We start from the raw sequence: 13,982 nt of genomic DNA, 5'->3' as shown, positions 1-13,982 counted from the left end.
GCAAATACAAGATTTTTTTATTGTGCTTTTGTCATTGCTATTATTTTAGTGTGGGACTCACTAAACCGGAAATAAGTTACTCCGTATCGGGTATGTATTCCGGAGGCGGCAATAAATGCTTTTGCTGTGCAAATATGTGTAAGAATATTTTGAGGATGAATCGTATTTATTAATGCATTATCCCGAGAGTATTTTCCGCCGCATAGAATAATTTCACAGTTTGTTTTTTCTTGTAATACCATAAAGGTATTAATTGAACAGCGTACGGCAGTAAATTTTATATTATCCGGAATTTAAGCTACTTCTCGTAAATGAATTTTATCTATTTTGTTTAAGGTTAATTGAGCCATTCTTGAGTGGATTTTCTTATCTTCCATGAGCAATTTCCTTTGAATCCATATCATTTAACACAGAAATCAAATTTAAATAGCGGGTGTATTTATTTCGGTATAAAGAAATATTTTTACTATTTGGGGATATATATCTTTTATGCCGATGATATTTTTCTAAAATATGAGACGTATTAATATTACAACCTTGCATAGCGAGTAGTGCAGCGCCTAAACAACCGGCTTCATCAATATCTAATATTTCTAATTCCATACCGGAAATATCGGCCAGCATCTGTAACCAGATGGTTGATTTTGTAATTCCTCCCATTACACAAAGCCTATCTGCATTATGAAATAATTCCTTAACTCTATTTATATGATGCATGAGAGCGAAAATAACACCTTCATAAATTGCTTGTAAAAGATGAGCTTGAGTATGATGAGTTTGCAATCCGTATATTCCGCCGGGTAAATTACCGAAATTTGAGCCATATAAAAAAGGCACAAAGAGAATATTTGTTGAAACAGGGGGGAGTTTACTCACTGTTAAGTTAATTTGGTCATAACTTTTATGTTGCCATTGAGATAAGAACCATTCTAGGTTAGCAATGGATGTTGGACTATCATCATGAACTAAATATTTTCCATTATACGCACCATGAATAAGTTGTTTTTCATTATATTTGAATGTTGATGAGATGCCACTCACAATATTCCAAGTTCCAAGAATCGTATTAATTGTTTTTTCGTTTTTTATATCGGCACATAATATCGCAGCAGTGACATCAAAAGCGCCCCCGACAACCGGTGTTCCTTCGGAAAGCCCCGAAATTTTAGCCGCACTTTTTGTAATATAGCCTGCGATTTGGTTAGATTTGATAATTGGGGGAAGAACCGAATAAGTTTCTTCAATATCAAATAATCGTAATAATTCGATATCATATTGGCGGGTATGAATATTATAAAAATTAGATTCTGAAATATTACTTTCTTCGCAATAAAGTTCTCCGGTTAAACAAAAACGTAAATAATCATGTGACATTAAAACCGAGCCAATATTGCTATATCGTTTTGGTTCGTTTTCTTTTATCCATTTTAATATTGAAACGGGATGTCCGCTCCAAAGATGTTGTGCTGTTAAAGCATAACATTTTTGATCTATTTTTTTCTCTTTCCATATCTTTGTGATGGTGTAGGCTCTTTGATCGGAAGATAAAATTGCATTACCTAAAGGGCGGTGATTTTTATCTAATAAAAATGCACCTTTTCCTTGAGCAGAAATCCCTACGCACTTAATTTGTTGAGAAAAAATTCCAGCCTGTGTAATTAACTTATTAATTACATTCGCGCAAGATTGCCATAGTGCTGACATATCACGTTCGGCGTAACCGGCTTGTGGGCTGAGAACCCCGATATTTTCTTTTACACAATCTACAAATTCTCCCTGTTGATTGATCAATAATGCCTTGATAAAGGTACCGCCACAATCTATGCCTAAATAATAATTCATAAATTACTCCCGAAAAATGATTCTTTTTAATGCACCGGTTGAAACCTCTCCTCGTCTTACTTGATCTAAAAATACCGCGAGAATAATGACTAATCCTATTATCAAACGTTGTAAGTAAGGAGTAACATTTAGCAATGTTAAGCCGTTTTGCAAAACGCCCATAATTAATGCGCCAATCGATGTGCTAATAACAGAACCGACACCGCCTATCAAACTGGTTCCTCCAATAACTGTTGCTGCAATGGCATCTAATTCATAACCTGTTCCGGCAATTGGTTGAGCTGCATTTAGGCGTCCAACTAGAATCACCGCACCTAATGCAGCCAATGCCCCGTTAATGACATAGGCTTTAATTTCTAACTTATTTGTATTTATACCGGATAAACGAACCGCTTCACGATTTCCTCCCAAAGCATAAATTTGTCTGCCAAAAATCGTTTGGGTTAGTACATAATAACTCACTAAAACAACCATAATTGCAATTAACATAGGAACCGGAATATACACATTTTCAGCCAATGAAAGTTGTCCATTACCAAAAAAGCGCAGCTGTTCCGGAAAATTGTAAATAGTTTTCCCTTCTGATAATGTCAAAGCCAGCCCTCTTGCTATTCCCATCATGCCTAATGTGGTGATAAATGGGGTAACTTTACCGTAAACAATAATAAGACCATTGATATACCCGCATAATGCGCCCACTAAAATTGCCCCGCAAATAGATAATCCGACTACCGACATAACACCGATTGATGAAATATCATTACCTAACCATTTTAGACCGCTGTGAATAAAAATACCGAGACATACGGCTGAAAGTGCGACAATGGAGCCGACAGATAAATCAATCCCTCCGGTTAAAATCACATAAGTCATTCCTATGGAAATAATACAAATAACGGATACCTGTAAGAAAATATTAAGAATGTTATTTGTTGATAAAAATACATCGGATTTTAAGGACATACCCACGATCATAAATAACAATACGATACCGATACCTAATTTAGAAATTATTTTTTTGATATTCAACATAATTGATCCTCTTTTAAATTCCAATCATAAAGCGCATAAGGTTTTCTTCATTGATGTCATTTTTTTCCGTAACTTCTTTTACTATTTCGCCGTTACGCATTACAATAACCCTATCAGACATTGTGATTAATTCCGGTAAGTCGGAAGAAACCATAATAATGCTACCTCCGCTATTGACAAATAGTCGCATCAAATCATAGATTTCTGATTTGGCGCCAATATCAATTCCTCTCGTCGGTTCGTCAAAAAAGAGAATATTAACCCCGCTTTCTAACCAGCGTGCAATAATGACTTTTTGTTGGTTGCCTCCGGATAAAGTTTTAGTTGGCTGATTTTGATCTTTAGATACGATTTTTAATTTTTCTCGATTTTTTTCAGCGAGTAACCGTTCTGCTTTTTTATCAAGATAAAATTTCCGCCAAAATTTAGATAAAATCGGTAATGTAATATTCTCCCTAATACTTAATCCCAGTACTAACCCCTGTGATTTTCTGTCTTCCGTAATAAATCCTATCTTTAATTTGACCGCACTTTCCGGAGAGGAAATACGAACCGATTGACCGTCAATATAAATTTTACCGCTAACTTCATCCGCACCGTAAATAGCACGTAGAAGCTCTGTTCGACCGGCTCCGACAAGTCCTGCAAATCCGAGAATTTCACCTTTATTTAAGTGGAAGGAAATATCTTTTAACTTTTTATTACAAAGATGTTCTACCCGTAATTTTTCTTCGGTAAAAGTACATTGTCGTTGGTAATGACTAAAATCAATATCCCTTCCTATCATTAATTTAACGATTTGTTCTGATGTCGTATCTTGATAATTTAATACACCGGTAATTTCGCCATCTCGTAAAACAATAATTTTATCTGCAATATGTTTAAATTCTTCTAATCGATGAGAAATATAAATCATTGCAACATTTTTTGATTTTAATTTGTGAATAATTTTAAATAATATTTCCGTATTTTTTCTTGAAATAGAGGCTGTCGGCTCATCAAAAATAATAACTTTATATTCTCCTAATATCGCTTTTGCAATTTCTACCATTTGTTGTTGAGCAATAGATAGATCGGAAATTAAATCATCAGGTTTTATATCAAGTTCTAATTCTTCAATAACTTGCTCGGTTTTTTTTTCGCATTACCTTCCAATTCATTTTCCCGCAAAAAGTTGAATGTTCTGCTCCAAGAAAGATATTTTCCATAACGCTTAACTGAGGTACCAACATTAGCTCTTGGTGGATAAAACCAATACCTAAGGTTTGTGCTTCTTTAACGGTTTTAGGTAAGAAATAGGTATTTTGATAAAATATTTTTCCACTATCTCTTGAATATATGCCGGCTATAATTTTACATAACGTTGATTTTCCTGCCCCATTTTCTCCAACAAGGCAATGTACTTCTCCTGTCGTAATTTTTAAATTAATATTCTTTAAAATAGGGACGCCAAAGAAACTTTTATTAATATTCTGTAGCTCCAATATGATCTGCTCTGCATTTTGCATTTATTTTCCTCCAAATAAATGAATTGCATAAATATATGCTGTAGCATAATCTATCTATTTCACAAAAAATGAGACTTTAATCACAAAAATGTTATCTTTATTACATTTTTTATATGTATTTTTTATTTTTGTGATAGTTATCACATTTTTATTAGGTAAAAGTGACTAAACTAAATTAATTTTAAAATTACAGATCAGATTTTATCAATCCATTTCTATGAGGATATTTTTATGAAAAAAACATTTTTAACAAATTTATTCAAAACGACAGCAATGGGGCTTTCTTTATCGGCAACAGTCAATGCGGCGGATAAACCGCAAATCGCTTTATTGATGAAAACCTTGAGTAACGAATATTTTATTTCTATGCAACAAGGTGCGGAAGAGACCGCTAAAAAACTAAATGTTGATTTAACTATCCAGGTGGCGGAAAAAGAGGACTCTACCGAACAATTGGTCGGTTTGGTCGAAAATATGATTGCCAAAAAAGTCGATGCAATTATTGTTACACCTAACGACTCAATCGCCTTTATTCCCGCCTTTCAAAAGGCTAAAAAGGCCGGTATTCCAATTATTGATTTAGACGTTCGTCTTGATGCGGAAGCCGCTAAAAAAGCAGGACTGGTTTTTAACTATGTAGGGGTCGATAATTTTTTAGGCGGTTATTTAGCGGCAAAAAATCTTATAGATGCAATGGGAGGAAAAGGCAAGGTTGCTATTTTAGAGGGAATTCCCGGTGTAGATAATGGGGAGCAACGTAAGGCGGGAGCATTAAAAGCTTTCAGTGAAGCACCGGAAATCAACATTGTTGCTTCACAATCTGCAAATTGGGAAACCGAACAGGCATTGAATGTTGCCGGTAATATTCTAACCGCAAATCCGGATATTAATGGTATTTTTGCAGCGAATGACAATATGGCGATAGGCGCAGTAACCGCTGTGGAAAATGCTAATTTAGCCGGCAAGATATTAGTAACCGGGTATGACGGTATTCCGCTAGCAATCGAATATGTGAAACAAGGTAAGTTACAAAATACAATTGATCAACTTCCTAAAAAGCAAGTTGCCATTGCGATTGAAAGTGCATTGAAACAGATTAATAAAGAGGAAATTCCACAAGTTTTTTATGTTGATCCCGTGGTGGTAGATAAAGCGCAATCTAAAAATTATTAAGGGTGCGGTTACTGATTAATTATTAGTTAATAAAAAAACCGATTTGATATAAAGCAAATCGGTTTTTTACTTGGTTTAATTTAATATTAACCCGCAACGGCGATACGTTTCATATCTGTCATATAGCCACGTAATTCTTGACCGATTAATTCAACCGGGTGATTACGGATGGCATCATTTACATCACGTAAAGTGATATTGTCGATTTCAACGGCCGGAGTCGGTTCGCCTAGATCGCCTTTTTGAAGGTTCGGAATGATTTCTTTTGCCAAAATCGGGGTGGCTACGTTAGAGAACAAATAGTTACCGTATTCGGCAGTGTCAGAAATAACCACGTTCATTTCGTATAAGCGTTTACGTGCGATGGTGTTTGCGATTAACGGTAATTCGTGGAGTGATTCATAGTAAGCGGATTCTTCATAGATGCCACTGGCAACCATTGCGTCAAAAGCAAGTTCAACGCCGGCTTTTACCATAGCGATCATCAATACACCGTTGTCAAAATATTCTTGCTCGCTGATTTTACCGTCGTATTTCGGTGCGTTTTCAAAAGCGGTTTTACCTGTCGCTTCACGCCATGACAACAAATCTTTATCTCCGTTCGCCCAGTCTGCCATCATTGTTTCGGAAAAATGGCCGCTGATGATGTCATCCATATGTTTGAAGTAGAGGAAGCCTAATTTTTCTTTAATTTGTTCGGAAAGCTCGAACGCACGTAATTTTGCGCTATTTGATAGGCGATCCATCATTAATGTAATACCGCCTTGTTTGAGGGCTTCGGTGATGGTTTCCCAACCGTATTGGATTAATTTGCCCGCATACGCCGGATCTTTACCGTCTGCCACTAATTTGTCGTAGCACACAATAGAACCAGCTTGGAGCATACCGCAAAGAATAGTTTGTTCACCCATTAAATCGGATTTAACTTCTGCTACGAATGAAGATTCTAATACGCCGGCACGATGACCTCCGGTTGCCGCAGCCCACGCTTTCGCTATTTCCATTCCTTCACCTTTCGGATCATTTTCAGGGTGAACGGCGATTAGTGTAGGCACACCGAAACCACGTTTGTATTCTTCACGTACTTCTGTACCCGGACATTTTGGGGCAACCATCACAACGGTGATGTCTTTACGAATTTGCTCGCCTACTTCAACAATGTTAAAACCGTGTGAATAGCCGAATGCAGAATCTTTTTTCATCAATGGCATAACGTCTGCTACAACTTTTGAGTGTTGTTTATCCGGCGTTAAATTAATCACTAAATCTGCGGTCGGGATTAATTCTTCATAAGTGCCTACTTTGAAACCATTTTCAGTCGCACGTTGGAAGGAGGGGCGTTTTTCGGCAATCGCTTCCGGACGTAACGCATAGCTAATATCTAATCCTGAATCACGCATATTTAAACCTTGGTTTAAACCTTGCGCACCACAGCCTACGATCACGATTTTTTTACCTTTTAAGAAGTTTGCTTCATCGGCAAATTCTTCGCGATCCATAAAGCGACAGCGACCTAATTGGTCTAATTTTTGACGTAAATTCAATGTATTGAAATAGTTAGCCATATGTTTTCCTTTGTGTAAGGGTGAATGATTGTATGATGTTGTGTTTGCATATTTTTAATGAAATTATAAGATTTTTTGTTATTGCGTAAAGTGATATTATTGGTATTTAGCGTTGCAATTTTTGCAATCAGTTGCTTTGAGTGTTTTGCTCGTTAAGCAAAACCCTGATAACAATTATTTAAGAGGACGATTGTATGGATTTTCAAGATCTCTACCTTTTCACTAAATTAGCGGATACCCAAAACTTCGCCAAAACTGCCAATCAAAACCATATGTCTCCCTCCACGCTTTCACGTCAAATTCAGCGAATAGAAGAAGAGATTGGGCACAGGCTTTTTATTCGTGATAACCGTCAAGTATGCTTAACGGAAAAGGGGGAAAAATTTTATCAATTTGCCAAAAACGAATGGCAGAATTGGCAGCAATTTAAACAACAGCTTAAAGATGAATCCGATGAACTGAGCGGTGAACTTAAACTTTTTTGTTCCGTTACTGCGTCTTACAGTCACTTGCCACAGATATTAAAGCAGTTTCGTCAGCGTTATCCGAAGGTGGAAATTCAACTCACCACCGGCGATCCGGCACTCGCGGTCGAGTTAATTCAAACCCAACAAACGGATCTCGCGCTTGCAGGAAAGCCTAACCATCTACCGGCAAGCATCGCATTTCATAAAATCGATGATATTAAACTTTCGTTGATTGCACCGCGTATTGCTTGTTTAGCCACCCAGTTGTTGCAAGAAAAGCCGATCAACTGGCAACAAATGCCTTTTATTTTTCCTGTGGAAGGTCACGCACGGCAGCGGATCGAACAATGGCTACGTGAGAAAAAAATTAACCATCCTAAGATTTATGCCACTGTTGCCGGACACGAGGGGATTGTACCTATGGTTGGGTTGGGATTCGGCTTAGCGATGTTGCCTGATGAAGTGATTAATAACAGCCCGATGAATAATCAAATTTCCCGTTTAAATTTAGATGTACCGATTGAGCCTTTTGAGTTGGGGATTTGTACACAGAAAAGGCATTTAGCGCATCCCTTAATCCGTGCATTTTGGGCTATGTTGGAATAGAATGAACACAGTAAAATTTAAGGAGTATTTATGTTTAAAGGTGTTTTTACTTCATTATTAGCCTCTTTTTTATTCGGCTATATGTATTATTTTTCCACACTACTTAAGCCTTTGAGCGGAACGGATATTTTTGGTTATCGAATGATTTTTACCTTTCCTTTTGTGGTATTTGCCGTATTGATATTCAAACAGAAAGAATCGCTGATTACCCGCCTAAAACATCTCCGAAAACAACCGCACTTTGCCCTCTCTTATTTGATTTGCGGCGCATTAATGGGCTTTCAAATGTGGCTTTTTCTTTGGGCGCCGAATAACGGTAGCTCAATGAGTGTTTCTTTCGGCTATTTATTATTGCCGATAGTGATGGTGGCAGCAGGAAGATTAATTTTCAAAGAACGTATTTCTACCCTTAAATTTATCGCGGTTGTTATTGCAACGATTGGTGTGATTTCTAATATCATAATGAAAGGCGGATTATCTTGGGAGGCGATTGTCGTTTCCGTGGGTTACACGGCTTATTTTTCTATCCGAAAAGCATTGAAAAATACCGATCTTGCTTCCTTTTGTCTTGAAATATTCTGTTTAATGCCGATAAGTGTTTATTTTGCCTTGAAAACAAATTTTGTGACGGTTGAACAAAGCAATCCGAATATTTGGGGATTGCTTGTGATGCTAGGTTTTATCAGTGGTACGGCATTAATTGCCTATGTGATAGCCAGTAATATGTTGCCGATGAATTTGCTTGGGCTTTTGGGTTATGTCGAAACCATTATGATGGTGTTTGTTTCATTTTTTATCGGTGAACAAATTGATGGAGAAAGTTATCCGCTTTTTATCTGTTTAGCCTTGGCGATGAGCCTCGTGATTATTGATGGCGTGTGTAGTGAATTAAATAAAAACGGATACAAAGCCGCAATCCGAAGACAGTACAAATAGTACCGTGAGGCGCAGCAATGCCGTAGACATTTTTAAATTTAATTTACTATACAAACAGCACGCAAAAGGATCTTTATAATGTCATTTAAAGAAATCACCCCGCAACAAGCTTGGGAAATGGCGCAGCAAGGCGCAATGCTTGCCGATGTACGTGATGAACAACGTTATACTTATTCTCACCCTAAAGGTGCGTTCCATTTGACCAATCAAAGTTTTTTACAATTTGAAGAACGGGTGGACTTCGATTCACCAATCATTATTAGTTGCTACCACGGCGTAAGTAGCCGTAACGTAGCGACTTTCTTGGCAGAACAAGGCTATGAGAACGTATATAGTGTGATTGGCGGATTTGAGGCTTGGATAAAGGCAGAATTGCCGGTGGATACGGCATATTAGTTTTTGGCTTTAATTGAAATAAAATGATTGTATTTAATAATATTTCCTTAAAACGTGGGCAAACCGAATTGCTTGAAAATGCAACGGCAACGATTAACCCAAAACAAAAAGTAGGCCTGGTGGGAAAAAACGGTTGCGGTAAGTCCTCTTTGTTCGCTTTGCTAAAAAAAGAACTTCAACCGGAAGGGGGAGAAATCACTTATCCGTCAAACTGGACGGTGTCGTGGGTGAATCAAGAAACACCGGCGTTGGAGATTTCCGCCTTAGATTATGTGATCCAGGGCGATCGTGAATATTGCCGTTTACAGGCAGAACTTGAGAAAGCGAACGAACGCGATGATGGAAATGCGATTGCATATATTCACGACAGGCTCGATGCCATTAATGCGTGGACTATTCAATCCCGTGCGGAAACCTTGTTGCACGGTTTAGGTTTCACTCAGGCGGAAACAACGCAGAGGGTAAAATCATTTTCAGGCGGTTGGAGAATGCGGTTGAATTTGGCGCAAGCCTTGCTTTGCCCTTCGGATTTGTTATTGCTTGATGAACCCACCAACCATTTGGATTTGGATGCGGTAATTTGGTTGGAACGCTGGTTAGTGAACTATCAAGGCACATTGGTGTTGATTTCTCACGATCGCGATTTTCTTGATCCGATCGTCAATAAAATCCTACATATTGAACATCAAAAATTGAATGAATACACGGGGGATTATTCCTCTTTTGAAGTTCAACGTGCCACCAAGCTAGCGCAACAGGCGGCAATGTATCGCCAGCAACAACAAAAAATCGCCCATTTGCAAAGTTACATTGATCGCTTTAAAGCCAAAGCGACAAAAGCCAAACAGGCTCAAAGCCGCGTGAAAGCCTTGGAGCGTATGGAATTGATTGCCCCGGCTTATGCGGATAATCCGTTTACTTTTTCCTTTCGTGCGCCGCAATCCTTGCCGAATCCTTTAGTGATGATAGAGCAAGCCAGTGCAGGTTATGGCAGCAGCGAAAGTGCGGTTGAAATTCTGAGTAAAATTAAACTCAATCTCGTACCGGGTTCGCGCATTGGCTTGCTGGGAAAAAACGGTGCGGGAAAATCCACCCTGATTAAACTTTTGGCAGGCGAATTGACCGCACTTTCCGGTACGATTCAGCTTGCCAAAGGCGTACAACTCGGCTATTTTGCACAACATCAGTTGGATACGTTGCGTGCCGAAGAATCCGCTTTATGGCATATGCAAAAACTTGCACCGGAACAAACGGAGCAACAAGTTCGTGATTATCTCGGTAGCTTTGCGTTTCACGGTGATAAAGTCAATCAACCCGTTTCATCTTTTTCCGGCGGTGAAAAAGCCCGTTTGGTTTTAGCCTTAATAGTGTGGCAACGCCCCAATTTACTGTTGCTTGATGAACCGACCAACCACTTAGATCTTGATATGCGCCAAGCGTTAACGGAAGCCTTGGTTGATTACGAAGGCTCATTGGTAGTGGTGTCGCACGATCGCCATTTATTACGTAATACTGTGGAAGAATTTTATTTGGTGCATGACAAACAAGTAGAGGAATTTAAAGGTGATTTGGAGGATTATCAAAAGTGGTTGATAGAGCAAAATAACCTCTCTTCTGCAAAGTCAAAGGAAGAAAATACGCCGACAGAAAACACGAATTCAGAGCCTAACGCTTATCTCAACCGTAAAGAACAAAAACGCCGTGAAGCCGAATTACGTCAACAAACCGCACCATTGCGTAAAAAAATTGCCCAACTGGAAGAGAAAATGACCCGTTTTTCCGAGCAGCTGGCGGAAATAGAAAATCAACTGGCGGATTCGGCACTTTATCAGTCGGAAAATAAAGAAAAATTGACCGCACTTTTGAGTCAACAAGTGGATGCCAAAAAAGCATTAGAAGGTGTAGAAACAGAATGGATGGCATCGCAAGAAAGCTTAGAAGAAATGTTGAATGCCTAATATATGGATATTAAATTAATAAGATGAGTCAATCCCTTTTTCAGCACACAAAACAAGAACAATATTGCCCTCAATGCGATGCGATTTTGCAGATAAAACAAGGCAAAAAAGGGCTGTTTTTAGGTTGCAGTGCCTATCCGCAATGTGATTATCTACGCCCCTTGCAACGGGTGGAAAATAAGGTATTGAAGGAACTGGACGAAACTTGCCCTCAATGCGGCTCGGTTTTGCAATTAAAACAAGGCGCATTCGGTATGTTTATCGGTTGCAGTGCTTATCCGGAATGCGATTTTGTCGCACATGAAGATCAGAAAACGGAAACTCAAACGGCTTGTCCGGAATGTCAAACGGGGAATTTAGTCGCACGCCGTGGGCGACAAGGAAAAACCTTTTATGGTTGTGATAATTTTCCCCATTGTAAATTTTCTCTTCCGGCAAAACCCTGTGAATCCCCTTGCCCGAAATGCCATTTTCCCCTTGCTTTAGTGAAAAGTGAAAATGAGGAAAAAAAGGTGATGCAATGTGCAAAAAAAACTTGTCGCCATATTTTTGAGATTTCTAAATGAATTTACAACAAATCGCTGCATATCTGGTGCAAAATCAAGTTGTCGCTTATCCTACCGAGGCGGTGTTCGGTTTAGGCTGCAATCCGTTAAGCGAAAGTGCGGTCAAAAAATTACTTAATTTGAAACAACGCCCAATGGAAAAAGGCTTGATTTTGGTCGCCCCTAGTTTGGTTTATTTTTCGCCATTCATTGATTTTACCCGTTTGAACGAGGCGCACATTGCTTTATTAAAAGGTGAGTACGCCACCCCTACAACTTGGGTTGTACCGGCGAAAGAAGATGTGCCAAACTTTCTGACCGGAAAATTTGATAGCATTGCGGTGCGTTTATGCCGTCATCCTGCGGTGAAAGCGCTTTGCCAAGCAACGGGTTTTGCACTGACCTCCACCAGTGCCAATTTGACGGGGGCTTCGCCTTGCCGTACGGCAGAGGAAGTGCGGTTGCAATTCGGCGAGAATTTCCCTGTATTGGAGGAGGTTGTCGGTAATGCAGAAAATCCCTCCGAAATTCGCGATTTGCTCACCAATCAACTTTTTAGACAAGGATAATTTATGGATCGTTATGCTGTATGGGGTAATCCTATTGCACAAAGTAAATCACCGTTGATTCAAAGCAAATTTGCGCAACAAACTCAACAAAACATAGAATATGTTGCGAAATTAGGCGATCTTGAAACCTTTGAGCAACAACTTACCGTTTTTTTTGCTGAAGGCGCAAAAGGTTGTAATATCACTTCTCCTTTCAAAGAACCCGCCTATCAACTAGCTGATGAACGGAGCGAGCGGGCGAAGCTGGCGGAAGCCTGTAATACTCTGAAAAAATTAGAGGACGGAAGATGGTATGCGGATAATACGGACGGCATTGGTTTGGTAACGGATTTGGAACGATTAAATTGGATAAAACCCAACCAACGAATTCTGATTTTAGGCGCAGGGGGGGCAACAAAGGGCGTGTTATTGCCTTTGTTGCAAGCTCAGCAAAATATCGTGCTGACCAACCGCACTTTAGCCAAAGCGCAAACTCTTGCCGATAAATTTCAACCTTATGGCAATATTCAAGCCGTGGCAATGGATAGCATTCCTCCGCAATCTTATGATCTCATTATTAACGCAACCTCTGCCGGATTAAGCGGCAATACCGTCTCGGTTTCAGCGGAAATTCTGCAACTCGGCAACGCCTTTTATGATATGCAATACGCTCAAAGGGCGGATACCCCATTTATTGCCTTCTGCAAAAGTTTAGGATTGACAAAGGTAAGCGATGGTTTTGGTATGTTAGTGGCGCAAGCGGCGCATTCGTTTTATTTATGGCGTGGCATTATGCCTGATTTTGCTGCGGTTTATTCACAACTCAAAAAGGAAATGCGATGACAAGATGTTCATGGGTTGGAAAATTACCGATTTACATTGATTATCATGATAATGAATGGGGCAAGCCTGAATTTGATAGCCGGAAATTATTTGAAAAAATTTGTCTGGAAGGGCAACAAGCCGGGCTTTCGTGGATCACCGTTTTGAAAAAACGTGATGCTTATCGCAAAGCATTTTATCAATTCGAACCAAAAAAAGTGGCGAAAATGACCACACTTGATATTGATGAACTTATGAAAAATGAGGGGCTAATTCGTCACCGTGCAAAATTGGAAGCCATTGTGAAAAATGCGAAAGCATTTCTTGAGATGGAAAAGTGCGGTGAAAATTTTAGCGATTTTATTTGGTCTTTTGTCGATCATAAGCCGATAGTCAATGATATACCGGATTTATCCGTCGTGCCTGCAAAGACAGAAATCTCTAAAGCGATGTCAAAAGCGTTAAAAAAACGAGGGTTTGTATTTGTGGGGGAAACCACCTGCTATGCCTTTATGCAATCGATGGGATTAGTCAATGACCACATTAATGGTTGTTGTTGCAAATGATCTTCCAGTATAATCGCT

General features: G+C 39.0%; 13 protein-coding genes and 1 pseudogene. 9 read left to right on the top strand and 5 right to left on the bottom strand.

Features of this window, described 5'->3' with window-relative positions; all coding sequences use genetic code 11:
* Nucleotides 1-17: 17 nt before the first annotated feature.
* The 4 genes and pseudogenes from IHV77_RS12050 to IHV77_RS07145 all read right to left on the bottom strand — a co-directional run bounded on the left by IHV77_RS12050 (nucleotide 18) and on the right by IHV77_RS07145 (nucleotide 4,382).
* The gene (locus tag IHV77_RS12050; protein WP_194811314.1) at nucleotides 18-242 is read right to left on the bottom strand and encodes a hypothetical protein; all 225 of its coding nucleotides are present in this window, start codon (nucleotides 240-242) and stop codon (nucleotides 18-20) included.
* A 124-nt stretch (nucleotides 243-366) separates the two neighbouring features.
* Nucleotides 367-1,842, bottom strand: coding sequence for an FGGY-family carbohydrate kinase (locus tag IHV77_RS07155; protein ID WP_194811313.1), 1,476 nt, complete (start codon nucleotides 1,840-1,842; stop codon nucleotides 367-369).
* A gap of 3 nt (nucleotides 1,843-1,845) precedes the next feature.
* Entirely contained in the window at nucleotides 1,846-2,874 is a 1,029-nt protein-coding gene (locus IHV77_RS07150) for an ABC transporter permease (protein ID WP_194811312.1), read from the bottom strand.
* Between the two features lie 13 nt (nucleotides 2,875-2,887).
* Nucleotides 2,888-4,382 (bottom strand): annotated as a pseudogene (locus IHV77_RS07145) (sugar ABC transporter ATP-binding protein).
* A 231-nt stretch (nucleotides 4,383-4,613) separates the two neighbouring features.
* On the opposite strand from IHV77_RS07145, the gene IHV77_RS07140 reads away from it, so the two are divergent.
* Nucleotides 4,614-5,555 (top strand): sugar ABC transporter substrate-binding protein, encoded by a 942-nt coding sequence (locus IHV77_RS07140; RefSeq protein ID WP_194811311.1) that lies wholly within the window; start codon nucleotides 4,614-4,616, stop codon nucleotides 5,553-5,555.
* An 86-nt stretch (nucleotides 5,556-5,641) separates the two neighbouring features.
* Here the strand turns inward: IHV77_RS07140 and ilvC are convergent, their stop codons facing one another.
* Nucleotides 5,642-7,120, bottom strand: a complete 1,479-nt coding sequence (ilvC, locus tag IHV77_RS07135; protein ID WP_194811310.1) for a ketol-acid reductoisomerase — start codon at nucleotides 7,118-7,120, stop codon at nucleotides 5,642-5,644.
* A 194-nt stretch (nucleotides 7,121-7,314) separates the two neighbouring features.
* Here ilvC and ilvY point away from each other — a divergent pair, with 194 nt between their 5' ends.
* The 8 genes from ilvY to IHV77_RS07095 all read left to right on the top strand — a co-directional run bounded on the left by ilvY (nucleotide 7,315) and on the right by IHV77_RS07095 (nucleotide 13,964).
* Complete coding sequence (ilvY, locus tag IHV77_RS07130) at nucleotides 7,315-8,193, top strand: HTH-type transcriptional activator IlvY (RefSeq protein ID WP_194811309.1); 879 nt, start codon at nucleotides 7,315-7,317, stop codon at nucleotides 8,191-8,193.
* A 30-nt stretch (nucleotides 8,194-8,223) separates the two neighbouring features.
* Complete coding sequence (gene rarD / locus IHV77_RS07125; RefSeq protein WP_194811308.1) at nucleotides 8,224-9,129, top strand: EamA family transporter RarD; 906 nt, start codon at nucleotides 8,224-8,226, stop codon at nucleotides 9,127-9,129.
* A 78-nt stretch (nucleotides 9,130-9,207) separates the two neighbouring features.
* Nucleotides 9,208-9,525 carry a thiosulfate sulfurtransferase GlpE gene (gene glpE, locus IHV77_RS07120; RefSeq protein WP_194811307.1) on the top strand — a complete coding sequence of 106 codons (318 nt, stop codon included), beginning with the start codon at nucleotides 9,208-9,210 and terminating at the stop codon, nucleotides 9,523-9,525.
* A gap of 23 nt (nucleotides 9,526-9,548) precedes the next feature.
* Nucleotides 9,549-11,483 carry an ABC transporter ATP-binding protein gene (locus IHV77_RS07115; RefSeq protein ID WP_194811306.1) on the top strand — a complete coding sequence of 645 codons (1,935 nt, stop codon included), beginning with the start codon at nucleotides 9,549-9,551 and terminating at the stop codon, nucleotides 11,481-11,483.
* Nucleotides 11,484-11,506: 23 nt separating this feature from the next.
* Nucleotides 11,507-12,049 (top strand): DNA topoisomerase family protein, encoded by a 543-nt coding sequence (locus IHV77_RS07110; RefSeq protein WP_194811305.1) that lies wholly within the window; start codon nucleotides 11,507-11,509, stop codon nucleotides 12,047-12,049.
* Entirely contained in the window at nucleotides 12,046-12,597 is a 552-nt protein-coding gene (locus IHV77_RS07105; protein WP_194811304.1) for a Sua5/YciO/YrdC/YwlC family protein, read from the top strand. Before IHV77_RS07110 ends, IHV77_RS07105 begins: the two co-directional genes overlap by 4 nt.
* A gap of 3 nt (nucleotides 12,598-12,600) precedes the next feature.
* Entirely contained in the window at nucleotides 12,601-13,419 is an 819-nt protein-coding gene (gene aroE, locus IHV77_RS07100) for a shikimate dehydrogenase (RefSeq protein WP_194811303.1), read from the top strand.
* The gene (locus IHV77_RS07095; protein ID WP_194811302.1) at nucleotides 13,416-13,964 is read left to right on the top strand and encodes a DNA-3-methyladenine glycosylase I; all 549 of its coding nucleotides are present in this window, start codon (nucleotides 13,416-13,418) and stop codon (nucleotides 13,962-13,964) included. Before aroE ends, IHV77_RS07095 begins: the two co-directional genes overlap by 4 nt.
* Nucleotides 13,965-13,982: the final 18 nt, after the last annotated feature.

The sequence above is a fragment of the Rodentibacter haemolyticus genome (assembly GCF_015356115.1).
In the GTDB taxonomy this organism is placed as follows: Bacteria; Pseudomonadota; Gammaproteobacteria; order Enterobacterales; family Pasteurellaceae; genus Rodentibacter; species Rodentibacter haemolyticus.
Note: the sequence above shows the minus strand (reverse complement) of the source record. Positions and strands in the feature narration are given on the sequence as shown.

What these genes read in the sequence shown, in the direction of transcription:
- IHV77_RS07095 (WP_194811302.1), top strand. Translation starts at nt 13,416, where the DNA reads ATGACAAGATGTTCATGGGTTGGAAAATTACCGATTTACATTGATTAT.
- IHV77_RS07155 (WP_194811313.1), bottom strand. Translation starts at nt 1,842, where the DNA reads ATGAATTATTATTTAGGCATAGATTGTGGCGGTACCTTTATCAAGGCA.
- aroE (WP_194811303.1), top strand. Translation starts at nt 12,601, where the DNA reads ATGGATCGTTATGCTGTATGGGGTAATCCTATTGCACAAAGTAAATCA.
- IHV77_RS07140 (WP_194811311.1), top strand. Translation starts at nt 4,614, where the DNA reads ATGAAAAAAACATTTTTAACAAATTTATTCAAAACGACAGCAATGGGG.
- ilvC (WP_194811310.1), bottom strand. Translation starts at nt 7,120, where the DNA reads ATGGCTAACTATTTCAATACATTGAATTTACGTCAAAAATTAGACCAA.
- glpE (WP_194811307.1), top strand. Translation starts at nt 9,208, where the DNA reads ATGTCATTTAAAGAAATCACCCCGCAACAAGCTTGGGAAATGGCGCAG.
- rarD (WP_194811308.1), top strand. Translation starts at nt 8,224, where the DNA reads ATGTTTAAAGGTGTTTTTACTTCATTATTAGCCTCTTTTTTATTCGGC.
- IHV77_RS12050 (WP_194811314.1), bottom strand. Translation starts at nt 242, where the DNA reads ATGGTATTACAAGAAAAAACAAACTGTGAAATTATTCTATGCGGCGGA.
- IHV77_RS07115 (WP_194811306.1), top strand. Translation starts at nt 9,549, where the DNA reads ATGATTGTATTTAATAATATTTCCTTAAAACGTGGGCAAACCGAATTG.
- IHV77_RS07150 (WP_194811312.1), bottom strand. Translation starts at nt 2,874, where the DNA reads ATGTTGAATATCAAAAAAATAATTTCTAAATTAGGTATCGGTATCGTA.
- IHV77_RS07105 (WP_194811304.1), top strand. Translation starts at nt 12,046, where the DNA reads ATGAATTTACAACAAATCGCTGCATATCTGGTGCAAAATCAAGTTGTC.
- IHV77_RS07110 (WP_194811305.1), top strand. Translation starts at nt 11,507, where the DNA reads ATGAGTCAATCCCTTTTTCAGCACACAAAACAAGAACAATATTGCCCT.
- ilvY (WP_194811309.1), top strand. Translation starts at nt 7,315, where the DNA reads ATGGATTTTCAAGATCTCTACCTTTTCACTAAATTAGCGGATACCCAA.